Source organism: Kribbella sp. NPDC055110 (assembly GCF_053607525.1).
In genome coordinates, this window is sequence record NZ_JBSGTS010000001.1 from 97,719 (window position 1) to 112,957 (window position 15,239).

Here is a 15,239-nt window from a genome sequence, read left to right on the forward strand (position 1 = left end):
AGTCACCGCAACGGTCAGGCTGCCTGGTTCAGCAGTGTCCAGCGGGGGTCGTCGTCGGACCAGTGGTTGACGAGGGCGTCGACGGCGAGCCGGTGCGTCGCCGGATCCAGTACGCCGTGATCGGTGGCTGCCGTGAGTACCTCGAGGTAGGTGGCAACCGACTCGATCGGAAGCGTTGTGGCGATCGGCGCCACCGAGGTGGCCACGTCGCGCATGTCCACCAGCGTGAAGACGCCCACGAGGATCGCGCCCTCGTTCTGCAGTTCGTCGGCGAATGCTTCGAGCGCCGTACCCGACGACACGGCGTCGTCGACGAGCACCACCCGGCGGCCGGCGACCGAGGCGCCGCGGACCTGTGGCTCGTGGTCCTCATGCCCCACGTAGCCGGGCTTGCGGACGAACGCGAACGGCAGGTCGCCGGTCAGCGCGACGGCTGTGGCGAGCGGGATGCCGCCGGTTTCGGCGCCGACGACGACCTCCGCGCCGAGTCGATGCGCGAAGGCTGCGCCCGGTACGGCGAGGTCGTGCAGCAACTGCGGGTCGCCGTACGCGTTCTCGTTGGACAACGGGTGCAAGGGGAGCCGAGTCTTCAGGTCCCAGTGCGAGATACCGGGCCGGACGAGACCCGGCACGGTGGCGAGCCGCGCGACGAGATCGGTGCGCTGGCTTGGTACGGCGGTGAGGCGGGCAACGTCGGCGCGATCGGCGACCTGCACCCGCTTGGCGTTCGCCAAGGTGATCCGGTTGGTGTTCATACCTCGACAGTCGCGCCGAATCAGCTCGATCGCGCCCGTCATACTCCCTGGTGAATCCAGTGTCCTGAGCCGGAAGCTCGTGCCACAAGTTCGCCGGGCCAGACGCACGCCCAGGATTTCGCGGTGCCCGGGCCTCCCCAAACCGGTGTGGGGAGCCGTACCCACCCGAATCAGCCTGCAACACTCCCCAAACCACCGGAATCGGCCGCAGGCTCCTTCTTTGAGAAGCTACCGACCGTCATCGGGGCGCGAGAATGGTCGGTGGGTTCTCAAAGATGCGGGTCCGCGGGTCCGCGGGTCGATCCGCTCCGAATGGGGAGGGTTACAGGCTGGTTCGGGTGGGTTTTGCTCCCCAGACCGGTTTGGGGAGGCCTTGGCGGCGCTAATGCTGGGCGCACCGCCCACCGCGCACCAAGTAGCCGCGGGCTTCCGGCTCGGGACACCAGTTGCGCGTGGTTAGCGGACTGTCAGGGTTGCTGTTGTTTGGTGGGTCAGGGGACCGCTGGTGGCGGTTAGTTTGAGGGTGAAGGTGCCTCGGGTCGTGCTGGAGGTTGTGCGGACCTTCAGTACGGCGTTTCCGGAGGTCGCGACGGGGTTTCCGGTCCAGGTTGCGAACGCGTTCGGCGGTAGCCCGGAGACCGTCAGCGTCACCGAGCCCGTGAAGCCGCCGGACGGGGAGACGGTGGCCGTGTAGGTCGCCGTCTGTCCGCGGAGGACACTGGCGGAGGACGGGCTGACTGTCACGCCGAAGTCCGGGCGATTGACAACCAGAGTCAGGGCGACCTGGTGACTGAGCGAACCGCTGGAGCTGGAAACCGTGATGGTGTACGTGCCGGCGGGCGCGGATGAGTAGGTGGTGACGGCGACCTGGGCGTTGCCAGTGCCGTGTAGCACCGCCGGGCTGATAGCGACGGTGCCCACCGTGCCCGGGAGACCGCTCGCTGTCAGCGTGACATCGCCCGTGAAGCCGGACGTGGGTTTGACCGCAACGGTGTAGGACGTCGATGCTCCGGCGGTGACGGTCCGGCTGGCCGGAGTTGACGTGAGGCTGTAGTCCGGCGGTGGCACGACAGTCAGGCTCGCAGAAGCGGAGTGGCTGACCGACCCGCTCGTTCCGGTGATGACGAGTGCGGTGGTACCTGTGGTCGTGGGACCGGTGACGGTGAGCACCGACGTACCGGCGCCACCTGGAATGACCGGCTGGCTGAAGGTTCCGGCGAGACCACTGACCGAGAGCGCGACGTCTCCAGTGAATCCACCGCTGCTGGACACCGTGACCGTGTAACTGGCTGTGCCGCCTGGCGTGACGGTCGCCCCGGCCGGCGAGACAGTCACGCCGAAGTCCGGCGTACTCTGCAGCCAGTTGTACGACGCCAGCGCGTCGAGACGGCCGGTGCCGTAGTCGTTGTCAGGCCCCGCCGTGCCAAGGTCGACGGCGCCTGCCTCGAGCGCGGCCTGTTGACGGTCTGCCGCGAGCCCGGGGACCGCTTGGAGGAGCAGGGCGAGTGCTCCGCTGACGTGCGGTGCGGCCAGCGACGATCCGGAGACGTCGAGGTAGCCGCCGTACAGATCTGTCGTCCGTATGTCGGTGCCAGGGGCAACCAACTGTGGATAGACGCCTTGTGTGCAGGCCGAAGGCCCGCGGCTGCTGTACGGGTCGATCGTGTCGTTGCCGTCCACCGCGCCGACGGCGAAGGCCTCCGGGTTGTTCGCCGGGCTGGCCGATGTGCCGGCCGACGGACCGTAGTTGCCGGCCGCGAAGACCGGGAGGATGCCCGCGGACCGGAGCGCGCGCAGGTCCTGCTGGAACTCCAGGCTGCAGCTCCCGGCGGTCATCGTCCACGAGTTGTTCACGACGTTCGGCGCGTCGGCGGTCGCGGGGTTGCCGTCCGGGTCGAGCAGCCACTGGTACCCGAGGTGGATCGCCGTCGACGAGGCCTGGCCGCGGTCGTTGAAGATCTTGGCCGCGATCCACCGCGCGTCGGGCGCGACGCCGATCGACGTACCGCCGCCGTCGCCGCCGACGATCACCCCCATCGTCTGGGTGCCGTGACCGTTCACGTCGACCGGTCCCGACGGATGCTGACCGTTCGGGTCGTACCAGCTGTTCGTGCCGCCACGCCAGCGCGCGGCCAGCTCGGGATGGCTCACGTCGACACCGGTGTCCATCGAGGCCACGACCATGCCCTGCCCGCGGTAGCCGAGATCCCACAGCGCCGGTGCGTTCACCTGAGCCAGGTTCGGCTCGACGGCCGTCGCGGTCATAGCGGACGGCGCCTGGATCGTCGTACTCGGCCGGACTTCCTGGACATCGGCCCGTCGCGCGAGTTCCGCTGCCACGCTGGCTCGAACCCGGGCACCGATCGCGTTGGTGATCCACAGCGGTACCACCGACGTGACCCGGCCTTCCTTCCGGCGTACGGCGAGCAGGTCGCGGGTGCCGAGCTGGGTCGCGTCAGCGTGCTTCCGCAACGCCTGCTCGAGCTGACGGAGGCGGTCGCGTCGGGTCGGCGCGGTGACCGTGGGATTCAGCTGTGCCTTCATCACGACGACGACATCGACGAACGGATCGGGCGCCGGCGCGGTGATCACCGGTCCGGACAGCGTGAGGGACGCAACAGTGGCAACCACAACAGACTTCATCGTCGGCCTCCAGGACTACGAACGAGCCACCAGGCACAGAGCACGACCCCGAGCTCCAGCAGCGCCAGCGCCGCGACATCGACGTACGGCGCCAACCTCTGTCCGGACGCCGGCCGGGCAGCAGGTGCCGACACCCTCCAGTCGAGCGGTACGGCGTACTCGCGGCCGGCCCGGTGCAGAACGGCGACCATCCGCACACCACCGGCCGAGTCGGCTCGGTACGTCGTGAAGTAGCGAGTGGCAGTCAATCGCTGCAGAGCAACGGTTTGCGTGCCGATCCGCAGATCCACCGCGCCGAGCGGGGCCGGCGCGGGTCGTCGGGTGCTCTCGGCAAGCACCGTCAACCAGTTCACACCTGGCTGGTTGGGAGTCGCCGAGACCGTGACGACGAGATCCGAGGTGAAGCCGCTGCGCGTCATCGCGGACGCGACGTCTGACGGAGCACCCACCGGGGGCGCCTGTCCGACGAGCGCGGCCACCGCGACGAGGAGCAGCGCGCCAACGGATCCTTCGGCGGCGATCGTGCGGAGCGGAGCAGACCGTCGTCGGAGCCGCCATGCATTCAGCAGCCCGAGCGCGCCCATCACTCCGAGCAGACCGGTCTTCAGCAGCAGCAAACGCCCGTACCGCGTTGTCACGAGAGAGCCGGGCGTGGCCACCTCCAGACCGGCGCTGAAGAGTCCGGTCACCAGAACCAGCAGGACACCCGCGGCTGCAAGACCGCTGAAACGCCAGATGAGTTCGGTGCGTGGCCCGTGCCACAACACGAGCAGCAGGGCCGGCACCGCGCCAATCCACAGCAGTCCTGTGAACGCATGGACCGCAGTAGCCGCCAACGCAGCGGTCCGATGCGCCGACAGTGCTGCCGCGTGACTGCTGAGGGCTTCGAGCCACATCAGTACCGCGACCGGCGCCAAGAGCACTGCAGTTGGCACACGGCCTGCCAACGCGAGTACCAACAGTGCGCAGAGAACCAGTAGCGCGAGCAATCGGAAGCCGGAGTGATGGATGCCCAGGGCAACGAGCGCGCAGACGAGCGAGGCGATCAGCAGCCGCCGACGTACGCCGGTCCCGGTCGGATCACCCGGCCTGCGCAGTACGAAGACCATCACAGCGATCGGGCCCACCACACCCGCCAGTGCGAGCAGCCAAACCCACCGCGGCACCAGGCCGCCGTCGCCGTCAGGGACATTCACGGACAGCGCTCCGGTGCGGCCGATCGAGAAAGTGACGGCTCCGTCGGTGGTGTGGCCGTCGCGCGCCGATACTGCTTCCCACAGGAGCCCGTACGGGCCATCGGTCAGGCTCGGAAGCTGGACGGCGAGCACTCGTGGATCACCGGAACCACCGACCAGGGTGGTTCCGGCGACTGTGGCGCCGTCCGCGTCGACCAGCCGCGCGGTACTGCGGGACGCGGAGATGTCACCGCTGAACCACAGCTGGGCGACGCCGGGGGATTCGGCCAGTACGGCGCCGTCGGCGGGATCGGATCGGACCAGCTCGGTGTGTGCGGAGGCTGCCGACGGGATCCAGCAGAGCAGGAAGACGCCGGCGATCAGCAGCAGACAGCGGTGCCGCACGGGCTCCCCCTCCCACCTGCGCCGGGACACGGCGCCGACAGCCTGACGATAGGAAGCGCGGCGGTCCGGCGACCCGCTAGATGACCGGACCGTCATGAAATGACCGGATCGTCATCTGCCGGGAATGACCGTCGAATGACCTCCAGATGACAGAGCCGTCATGCACGGCACCTGACCGGTCCAGCCGTCGGATCATCACCCACAGATGTCCAGGCGCCAGGCGGCGGCCTGCTCGGGTCATGCCGCCAGGGAGGGTGGTTCTGATGTCTGCAGCAACGACTCGATCGTTCCGGCTGGTACGCCGTACGCGTGCAATGGTGGCACGAGTCGCGGTGCTCGGCCTGATCGCGGCCGGACTCGCCGGAGCCGCGATGACCAGGTCGGCGCCGAAGGCCGAAGCCGCTGCGGCCTGTCCGGCGGCCGGCTGCTCGGTGACCGTCGACGCCCGCGACTTCCCGACCGGCGCGCCGCTGGCGGACTTCAGCTACATCATCAACCTGGACAACACCAAGCTGCCGAGCGACCCGAAGGCGCTGAGCACCGAGAGCAACAGCCCGATCGTCCGGGAAGGCGATCAGACCCGGAACACGGTGACGCTCCCGGCCGGGCGGTACCTGATCTCGGTGCGGTCGCTCGATCACAAGATGTGGGGCAAGTACATCAACCTGCCCGCCGACGCGGCCGCGGACGGTTCACTGACGGCACGCGTCGACCTGACCGTGCAGAGTGCCGACCACCCGCTGCCGCTCGGGAAGATCCGGGTGTTCGTGTTCGAGGACAACGCCTGGACGAACGGTGCACCCGACACCGAGGAAGCCGGCCTGACCGGGTTCCAGGTCGGTCTCGAGGAGCAGACCCACAGCGCTGTGACGGTCGACTACAACAACCAGCCGCTCTGCGGCGGTCTCTGCCTGACCAACGGGGCCGGCTTCAACGAGATCACCAACCTGGGCCCGGCGACGTACTTCATCGATGTTCATCCGCCGGACCGCCCGTGCAACAGTGACCCGAACAGCCGCTGGTACCAGACCACCACCATCGATGGCGGCCTCCAGTTGCAGGCACCGACCGAAGAGGGTGCCGACGGCACCGGTGCGCCCGGTGAGCAGTTGTGGGAGCCGCCGAACGCGCGAACCGCCTACTGGTTCGGCTTCGTCTGCGCACCGCAGCCGTTCGCGACCACGGGCACCGGCGAGATCACCGGTACGGCGCGCAACTGGGTCGAGTGGGCGCCGTACACGACCGGGACCTTCAACGACCCGGTGGAGAACCCGTTCGTCGCGCTGAGCGACAGCACTACGGACCGGACGGTCTATGTCGGCCAGGGCGACGCGGCAGGCAACTTCGACATCCAGAACGTACCGCCCGGCAGCTACAACCTCGCGGTCTGGGACGAGCAGCTCAGCTACATCATGCGGTTCAAACCGGTGACGATCGCGGCCGGCCAGACCGTCGACGTCAACGACGTTGGTGACAACGGTCAGCCAGGGCTCGGTGTGTCGCGCTGGTTCGGCTGGCTGGACGGAACCGTCTACAAGGACACGAACAACAACGGCAAGTACGATCCGGGCGTCGACCCGACGATCGCGAACACCGACATGGACCAGCGCTGGCGTGACGGCTCGATCAAGGAGTCGACCACCACGGACGCGCACGGCCACTACGAGTACCCGACCGCGGAGGGCGGCGCGCTCGGCCGATGGATCGTCAACGAGCAGGGGTTCGCCCGCTTCTCGTCGTACCCGGGCCCGTCCATGCACGACGAGCACACCGGTGCGGTCGTCCCGTCCTGCTCGGCGACGCCGGTGGCGAACCCGTGTCTGCCGACCGACCAGGGCGGCGGCCTGCTCACCAACCAGCTGATGACGGAAGGCCATCGCGCGACCGTCGACTGGGGCAAGCGGGACTACCCGGCGGGTACGCCGGGCCAGATCGTCGGCATCACCTACTTCTCGACGACGCGTAACGAGTTCGACGCCCGGTTCCAGGCGCACGAGGACTACGAGCCGGCCATCCCGGACGTCACCGTGTACCTCGAAGGGCTCGGCGCGGACGGTCTGCCGAACACCGCGGACGACGTCATCCTCAACAAGTACGTCACCGATCACTGGCAGCATCCGAACGCGACCCAGGACCCGCAGGCCGACGGGAACACCTTCACCCAGAGCTGCTCGCCGATCCGGGACGTCAACGGTGCCGACGTCAGCAGCCAGTTCAACCCGGCCATCGGGCCGAACTGCCTCGAGGTGCCGCTCACCGGTGAGCAGACCAAGGACGGCGCGTTCGACGGCGGCTACGCGTTCGCGGACTACTGCCCGAACGGCTACGACCTGAGCGCCGACGACGGTTCCTGCACCGGCGGTACGCAGCCGGTCGCGCTCACCGCCGGCACCTACATCACGCACGTAGTGATGCCGACCGACACGACCGACACCCGTCCGTGCAACCCGGCCGGCGCGTCCCAGCGGGTCAGCCACCCCAAGGGCGCGACGATTCCCGGTGACGGGACCGGCTGCCTGTACCGGCCGGTCGCCGAAGAGGACGTGAACGTTGACCTGGGCAACAACTTCACCCCGGCGATCCCGCCGCCACCGTGCACCGGTGACGACCACGTGATCGACAAGTCGTCGCTGACCCCGCGGAGCAACTACTTCACCATCGCCGGCGCACACGCGCCGCTGTGCGACAAGCGTCTCGTCGTACTGCAGAACAGCCAGAACGCCAACGCCGACTTCAACCTGATGACCAACTTCCGCACCGACCCCAACGGCCAGGACGCCTCCGACACCCGCACCGGTGACGTCGCCGAGCCCGGCCGGCTGGTCGGCCAGGTGTTCAACGACATCTACTTCGAGCGCGACCCGAACTCGCCCTGGTACGGCGAGCCGCGGCCGATCGGCAACATCCCGGTCGGAATCTACGCTCGCGTCGACACCGCCGGCCCCGGCGGCAACGTGAACCTGCCGTACGACGCCAACAACTGGCGCCTGCTCACCACGGTGACGACCAGCCCGGACGGCTCGTTCGAGGCCCTGGTCCCGTCGACGGAGACCCTGAACTGCCCGATCCCGCAGGGACCGTGCCCCGGCATGTACCTGGTCAAGGTCGACGATCCGGGATCGAAGACGGCGCCGAACGCCGGGTACAACCCGAACTTGCTGACGGCAACGACTCCGGCCGAGGCCTGGCCGGGCCTGACCACCCAGCTCGACCTGCCGCTGGACCCGATCTCCGGGACCGGCTGCGAGGATCCCGCCGTACCGGCGCGACCTGAGCTGCTGCAGGTGGACAACCCGGTCCGGACCACCGGCCAGGTGATGACGATCAAGGCCGACTTCATCGGCACGCAAGGTGCCGCTACCGGTGCCACCGGCGTACGGGCGACGCTGACCGACGACCGTACCGGCTTGCCGTTCACGCTGACCCGCGCCAACGGCGGCATCGTCAGCTGGACTCCCGGCACCACCGGCGTACCGGACCAGGTACAGATCCGGATGCCGGTGTTCAGCGCACTGTTCACACCGGGACCGAAGCAACTGACCTTGACGACGTCCAACGCCAACGGCGGCGTGTCGACCGTGAACGGGCTCACCGTGCACGTCACCGGATCGTCCGGTGGCATCAACTACAACCCGAACGTCGTGCCCGTCGCCGCGCCGACGCTGACCGGTCACGAGTTGCAGGCCGCGATCGACGCCGCGCCGGCGCGCAGTCTGCTGGTGCTGAAGCCTGGTACCTACAACGAGAACGTCGTGGTCTGGAAGCCGTTGAAGATCCAGGGCGTCGGCCCGGGCGGCATCATCGGTGCACACGAGTTCCAGGCCCGCGACCCGGAGGACCCGCGGTTCCACGTCCTCGGTTCGGTGATCGACGGCCGGTACTTCCAGCAGAACGCCACGCTGTACGACGCGACGGTCGCGGCCCACGGCCCCTACGTCGACCCGACGCATCCGGTACTGCGGGGCGCCGACGTCACCGTGGTCGCGCAGACCGCGACGGCGTACGACCTGACCGGTACGACGACGCTGGTCAACCAGCAGGAGTTCAACCGGTCCCGGATCGACGGTGTCGCGCTGATGACCGGCTCCGGCGAAGGTGCCGGCGGCATCCAGCTGCAGGCGTCGATCAACAACGAGCGGCTCACCAACAACGTGCTGGAGAACAACTCCGGTGTCGTTGCCGGTGGCATCGGGATCGGGCAGCCGTACGACCACCTCAGCCACAACTTCACCGTCAAGGTCGCGAACAACCGGTTGCTCGGCAACGGCGGTCTGACCCAGGCCGGCGGGCTCGGGATCTTCTACGGCTCGAACAACTACGAGGTCACGGGCAACATCGTCTGCTCGAACTTCAGCGTCAACTACGGCGCCGGCATCTCCCACATCGGGCTGAGCCCGAACGGGTGGATCCACGACAACCAGATCTACTACAACGACTCGGTCGACTCCGGCGCCGGCGTCGCGATCGAGTCCGAGCTACCGGTCGGCGGCGGATCGCTCGGCGACGGCACCGGCACGGTGTCGCTGGACAAGAACCTGATCCAGAGCAACTACTCCGGTGACGACGGCGGCGGCGTGTTCGTCCTCGACGCCCTGAACGCCGCGGTCAGCATCCGCGACAACCAGATCGTCGACAACGGGTCGGCCGACATCGGCGGCGCGATCATGCTCGACGACTCGTCGAACGTCCGGATCATCAACAACACGGTGGCCAACAACGTGTCGACCGCGTCGTCGGAGAACTCGGCGATCGGCGTACCGCACTCGGCCGGACTCGCGTCCGAGGGCAACGACCCGCTGTGGCAGACCGACGCCCGGTACGTCGCGCAGTATCCGACTGCGGCGACCCGGCCGGACTTCTCCCGCCCGACCGCGCAGTTCAACGACATCTTCTGGAACAACAACGCCTTCACGCTGACCGGCTTCGGTCCGGGCGCGACGCTGGTGAACGAGGGGTTCATCGACTTCGAGGTGCACGGTACGACGAACAACGCCGACACGTTCGTCCCGAGGTACTCCGACCTCACCAACGGCCAGATCCTCGGCCCGAACGGCGTCCAGCACCCGCTGCCCGGTGGGCAGGGCAACCTCATCGGCGTCGATCCGGCGTTCGTCACGCCGTTCACCCTGGAGCTGACGGTGACCGGGTCGCGGCTCGATCCGCAGACCGCCGCGGTGACGATCACCGGTGCCGACCCGCCGGTCGGGCTGACCGGGGACTACCACCTGCTCCAGACGAGCACGCTGGTGGACCGCGGGGTCCGCTGCTCGAACACGGCGTCGCCGGCCCCGGCCACCGCGCTGAACCCGTGCTCCGCGGGTGCGGTTCAGGCGCCGAGCGGGCTGCCCGCACTGATCCCGACGGCGACCGGGTCGCTGGGCGACTACGACAGCCAGTACCGCCCGCTGCTGCGCACGATCCGGGTCCGCACACCGTGGGACCTGGGCGCGGACGAGCTGCTGCCCGGCATTCCGGTGGTGTTGCCATGAGCACCTATCAGCCCAATCAGGAGGACGCGATGAGCTCGCAGCCGACCGGCGTCGGACGCCGGGACTTCCTGAAGGCCACCGGCCTGGGTGCCCTCGGCACCCTCGCCATCGGCGGTCTCGGCGCCGGTCTGGTCCGCGGGACCGGCACTGCCGCGGCGGCCACGACCACGCTGGCCCTGGCCGCCACGGATGGCTACATCACGGTGCCCGGCCGCGAGGACAACCCGCTGTACATCTTCGGGTTCATCCCGGTCAGCGCGACGGCCACGGTCGACCAGCTCGTCACGCAGTACAAAGGACATGCCAGGACGAGCGCACCCACGCTGGATGTGAAGCAGAACGACGACGTGAAGATCACGCTGACCAACCTCGGCCTGGTGCAGCGTCCCGATCTGGTCGACTCGCACACCGTGCACTGGCACGGGTTCGACATCCCGTCGCCGCTCAACGACGGCGTACCCGAGGTGTCGGTCGCGGTGCCGATCGGTAAGCAAATCACGTACTTCTACCGCCCGCACCGCGAGGGCACGTACATGTACCACTGCCACTTCGAGGACGTCGAGCACGTTCAGATGGGGATGACCGGGATCGTCTTCGTCCGCCCGCTCCAGGACGGTACGACGATCGGCGGGTTCTCGAAGTTCGCCTACAACGACGGGGACGGGTCGACCGGGTACCACCGGCACTTCGCGATTCTGCTGAACGAGTACTGGAAGAACTTCCACGACGGGGACCGCGACATCCAGGAGTCGATCGCGACGGATTACGACCCGCAGTGGTTCGTGCTGAACGGCCGCTGCTACCCGCAGACGACGCTACCGAACGACGACCCGGGGCTGCCGGGCTCGCAGCGGATCGCGACGCCGAACCCGAACTACGGCAACGTCCCGGACTACAGTCTGCCCAACTCGGCCCTGATACAGGTGAATCCGGGGGAGCGGGTCCTGCTGCGGCTGGCGAATTTGGGCTACCAGCAGCACGCGATGCAGCTGCCGGGGATACCGATGCACGTGATCGGCCAGGACGCGTCGCTGCTGCGCAACGGCAGCACGGACACGTCGTACTGGACGAACACGTTGTACATCGGGCCCGGTGAGGCGCGGGACGTGTTGTTCGACGCGCCGGCGTACTCGCCCCTGAGGCCTTCCGGCAGCGGTGCGCTCGGCAACTACAACGTGTACTACTTCAAGAACCGGGACTGGCGCAGGTTGTCCAGCCTCGGTGCACCCGGCCCGAGCGGAATGATGACCGAGGTACGGGTGTATCAGACCCCGCTGCCGGCGCAGTCCGTCGTGAGCCAGACCTATGTCTGAGCAGGAGGCGACGATGACAAGCAACAGCTCGCAGCGGATGCGGCGACCGCTCGCCGTACTGGCCCTAGCGGCCGGCCTCCTGGTCCCGTTGACGTCCCTGGACGCCGGTGCGCAGCCGGACGCCGTCCCGCCGACCGGGATGATCTGTACGCCGGGCACCGTGGCCGGGTCGACGAGAACCTTCGACCTGGTGGCATCGGCCGGCACGATCGACACCCCGGACGGGAACAGCGTGTTCATGTGGAGCTACTCGCCGGCCGGCGGGCACTTCCAGATCCCCGGTCCGGTGCTGTGCGCGACGCAGGGCCAGACCGTGGTGGTGAATCTGCACAACAATTTGCCGGAGGCAACGTCGATCGTCTTCCCCGGCCAGGACTCCGCGGTCACGGCGAGCGCGGGTAGTGCCGGCCTGCTGACCACCGAGGTCGCGACGGGTGGGGACATCAGCTACACCTTCGTGGCCGGCCAGCCCGGCACGTACCTGTACGAGAGCGGTACGGACGTCGCGAAACAGCTCGAGATGGGTCTCGCGGGTGCGCTGATCGTGCGGCCGACCTTGGGTGACGACTTCGCGTACGGCACCGCGGGCAGTCAGTTCGCGCCGGCCCGCGAGTACCTGTTGTTCCTCAGCGATATCGATCCCGACCTGCACCACGCGGTCGAGACGGGCGGCACGTACGACATCAACGCCTTGCGGAACCGGTACTTCGCGATCAACGGGCGCGAGTTCCCCGACACCATCCAGGACAACGGCTCGGCCCTGCTGCCGAACCAGCCGTACGGCGCCCTGGTCCGGCTGCAGCCCAACACGGCGACCGACAACCGGCCGGCGCTGATCCGGATGATCAACGTCGGCGCGGTCAACCACCCGTTCCACCCGCACGGCAACCACACCCGTCAGATCGCGCAGGACGGCCGGCTGATCGCCGCCACCGAGCACTTCGGCGAGACGATCGGCTCCGGGCAGACCGAGGACTTCCTGCTCCGCTGGGACGACGTCGACAGTTGGAGCCCGACCACGAACCCGCTGCCGGTCGCGCAGCCGAACTACCGCAACCTGTTCTTCAAGGACGGGAACACGTGGTACAGCGGCTCGCCGTACCTGGGCTACAAGGGCACGCTGCCCGTCGGCACCACCTCGCAGAACGCCTGCGGTGAGTGGTACTTCCCGCTGCACAGCCACGCGCTGAACGAATTCACCAACTTCGACCAGGGCTTCGGCGGTATGGGCACCCTGCTCCGCGTCGACCCGGCCGGCGGCTGCTTCGGCTCCGCCACGTCGGCCACGATCGTCAACGGCACGCTGAAGTCCGGTTCGGCCGCGGCGCTCGGTCAGGCGGACGGCACCTACTACCAGGTGAATCCGAAGACGACCACCCGACCGAACGCCACGACGTCCAGCCAGACATCCATCACAGTCGCCTCGGCCGCCGGTTTCCCCACCACCGGCACGTACTTCGTCCGCATCGACAACGAAGTCCTGCAGGTGTCCGGCGGCCAAGGCACCACCACCTGGACAGTGGCTCGCGGAGTGCTCGGTTCGTCCGCCGCGACGCATCTCAGCGGTGCGGTGGTCACTGCACTCGCGAACGACTGGTACGGCACGTTCGGCGGCGTACCGGCCGGCAGCTCGAACCTCAAGGTGATCTACCAGGGCCGCAACTGCGCGTCGACGACGGGAACGGCCTGCGCGGCACTGACCACCAACCTGCCGCAGCAGACGGTGAAGATCTGCAACTGGTCGGTCGGCTGCACCACACCGACCTCCGCAGGCTGGACCACCTTGCCGGCACCGCCCGCACAACCACAGGGCGTCGGCTCCACGGACGTCAGTTCTACCTGGACGCTGCCGGGTCCGGCGAGCGCGTACATCGGCACCGGCTCGTACGCCGGCCAGATCCGGGTGCTCGTCCATACCCAGCGGTACACCACACCCGCCCCGGGCACCTTCTCGACCTGGGGTGACCTGCTCAAGATCGTGTACGACGCGCCATGACCGAGCGGCAGAGGAGAGCTGCGATGCGTACATCCGTTCACCGCGGGGCGCGGGCCCTGCTGGTGCTCGTGCTGGCCGTGTTCGGCCTGACCTGTGTGGTCGGCTCGGCCACTGCGGCCACGGTTTCGCTCGAGCTGTGCGCCGTACCAGGGACGGCCCCGCTGCCAGGCGGCGGGCTCGTGCCGATCTGGGGTTTCGGCGTTCCGACAACGCCCGGCGACTGCGCCACCGCGAGCGCCGGGCTGCCCGGCCCGCGTCTCGATGCGACGCAGGGGGACCTGGTCACGATCACGGTCCGGAACGCGTTGCCGGCCGGCCATACGGTGTCGTTCGAGATCCCGGGTGTCACCTTCGATCCCGGGCCGACCGACGCGGCACCCGGGGCGGCGGTGAGTCGGTCGTTCACCGCGCAGGCGGGCACCTACCTGTACCAGAGCGGCGGTGACGCCGGCCGTCAGGAGGCGATGGGTCTTTCCGGCCCGCTCGTCGTCGGTTCGGGGACTCTCAACCAGGCGTACGCCTCCGCGACAACGGCGTACGACGTCGAGGCCGTCCTGGTCCTGACCGCGATCGATCCTGCGTTCAACGCGGCACCGGAGACGTTCGATCTGCAGAGCTACAAGGCGACGTACTGGCTGATCAACGGCAAGTCGTACCCGGACGTCCCGCCGATCGTCGCACCTGCTGGTCAGCGCGTGCTGCTGCGGTACCTGAACGCCGGGTACGACAACACGTCGATGACCTTGCTGGGAACGCACCAGCAAGTCCTCGCGCGCGACGCCAGTCTGCTGAACAACCCGTTCGCTGCGAGTACCGAGACGATCCCCGCCGGTGCCACCGAGGACACGATCCTCGTCGTACCGACCGGCGCCGCGCCCAGCACCCACGGGTTCCCGTTGTTCAACCGCCAGCTCCATCTGACCACCGGGCCGCAGACCGGTACGACGCCGATCGGCAGCGGCATGCTCGTCTTCGTCCAGCCATGAAACGTCGTACGGCAAGGGTCCTCGGCGCGGCGACCGGCATCGTGCTGGTCGCCGCGGCGGCGACCGGCTGGCTCCTGCACAACGACCAGTCCTCGGCCGGCCCGGCGCCCGTCGCACAGATCGCCTGGGGACGCACCGCGGTCGACGCCAACGGCCTGGCCGAGCGCAGCGGCGTACGCGTCACTCAGGTCGCCGTGACCGGCGGAGGCGGCCTGCTGGACCTGCGGTTCCAGGTGCTGGATCCGAACCGGGCGAACAGCCTGCACGACGCCGCGACCCCGCCGGCGGTGATCGACGAGGCGACCGGCCTCGTCGTCCAGGATCTGCTGATGAGTCACGCGCACACCGGCAAGTACACCGCGGGTGAGACCTATTACCTGGTGTTCGAGAACCCGGGGAACTGGGTGCGGCGCGGTGCGAAGGTCAGCGTGCTGCTGGGGCCTGCGCAGGTCGAGCACGTCGTGGTTCGCTGAGCGG

At 68.4% G+C, this 15,239-nt stretch carries 8 protein-coding genes; 5 read left to right on the forward strand and 3 right to left on the reverse strand.

Translation table 11 applies throughout. The annotated features are described in order from the left end of the window. Positions 1–14: 14 nt before the first annotated feature. The 3 genes from ACWF0M_RS00495 to ACWF0M_RS00505 form a co-directional block, all read right to left on the reverse strand. The gene (locus tag ACWF0M_RS00495; protein WP_452233426.1) at positions 15–755 is read right to left on the reverse strand and encodes an orotate phosphoribosyltransferase; all 741 of its coding nucleotides are present in this window, start codon (positions 753–755) and stop codon (positions 15–17) included. A gap of 456 nt (positions 756–1,211) precedes the next feature. Further along, positions 1,212–3,398: a S8 family serine peptidase gene (locus ACWF0M_RS00500; protein WP_452233427.1), complete on the reverse strand. Its 2,187-nt coding sequence runs from the start codon at positions 3,396–3,398 to the stop codon at positions 1,212–1,214. Continuing rightward, entirely contained in the window at positions 3,395–4,978 is a 1,584-nt protein-coding gene (locus ACWF0M_RS00505; RefSeq protein ID WP_452233428.1) for a copper resistance CopC/CopD family protein, read from the reverse strand. The genes ACWF0M_RS00500 and ACWF0M_RS00505 overlap by 4 nt, the downstream gene beginning before the upstream one ends. Before the next feature lie 263 nt (positions 4,979–5,241). On the opposite strand from ACWF0M_RS00505, the gene ACWF0M_RS00510 reads away from it, so the two are divergent. From ACWF0M_RS00510 to ACWF0M_RS00530, 5 genes are read left to right on the forward strand one after another with little or no spacing between them, the layout of a single operon-like run. Beyond that, complete coding sequence (locus ACWF0M_RS00510) at positions 5,242–10,467, forward strand: hypothetical protein (RefSeq protein ID WP_452233429.1); 5,226 nt, start codon at positions 5,242–5,244, stop codon at positions 10,465–10,467. Next, entirely contained in the window at positions 10,464–11,780 is a 1,317-nt protein-coding gene (locus ACWF0M_RS00515) for a multicopper oxidase domain-containing protein (protein WP_452233430.1), read from the forward strand. The genes ACWF0M_RS00510 and ACWF0M_RS00515 overlap by 4 nt, the downstream gene beginning before the upstream one ends. A gap of 13 nt (positions 11,781–11,793) precedes the next feature. After that, on the forward strand, positions 11,794–13,776 hold the full coding sequence (locus tag ACWF0M_RS00520; protein ID WP_452233431.1) for a multicopper oxidase domain-containing protein: 1,983 nt from the start codon (positions 11,794–11,796) through the stop codon (positions 13,774–13,776). A 23-nt stretch (positions 13,777–13,799) separates the two neighbouring features. Next, positions 13,800–14,762, forward strand: a complete 963-nt coding sequence (locus ACWF0M_RS00525) for a multicopper oxidase domain-containing protein (RefSeq protein WP_452233432.1) — start codon at positions 13,800–13,802, stop codon at positions 14,760–14,762. Beyond that, on the forward strand, positions 14,759–15,235 hold the full coding sequence (locus ACWF0M_RS00530; protein WP_452233433.1) for a hypothetical protein: 477 nt from the start codon (positions 14,759–14,761) through the stop codon (positions 15,233–15,235). The genes ACWF0M_RS00525 and ACWF0M_RS00530 overlap by 4 nt, the downstream gene beginning before the upstream one ends. Positions 15,236–15,239 lie beyond the last annotated feature (4 nt).

Bases quoted from the DNA above. Each gene is read 5' to 3' on its own strand.
- ACWF0M_RS00500 (WP_452233427.1), bottom strand. From the start codon at position 3,398: ATGAAGTCTGTTGTGGTTGCCACTGTTGCGTCCCTCACGCTGTCCGGA.
- ACWF0M_RS00525 (WP_452233432.1), top strand. From the start codon at position 13,800: ATGCGTACATCCGTTCACCGCGGGGCGCGGGCCCTGCTGGTGCTCGTG.
- ACWF0M_RS00515 (WP_452233430.1), top strand. From the start codon at position 10,464: ATGAGCACCTATCAGCCCAATCAGGAGGACGCGATGAGCTCGCAGCCG.
- ACWF0M_RS00510 (WP_452233429.1), top strand. From the start codon at position 5,242: ATGTCTGCAGCAACGACTCGATCGTTCCGGCTGGTACGCCGTACGCGT.
- ACWF0M_RS00520 (WP_452233431.1), top strand. From the start codon at position 11,794: ATGACAAGCAACAGCTCGCAGCGGATGCGGCGACCGCTCGCCGTACTG.
- ACWF0M_RS00495 (WP_452233426.1), bottom strand. From the start codon at position 755: ATGAACACCAACCGGATCACCTTGGCGAACGCCAAGCGGGTGCAGGTC.
- ACWF0M_RS00530 (WP_452233433.1), top strand. From the start codon at position 14,759: ATGAAACGTCGTACGGCAAGGGTCCTCGGCGCGGCGACCGGCATCGTG.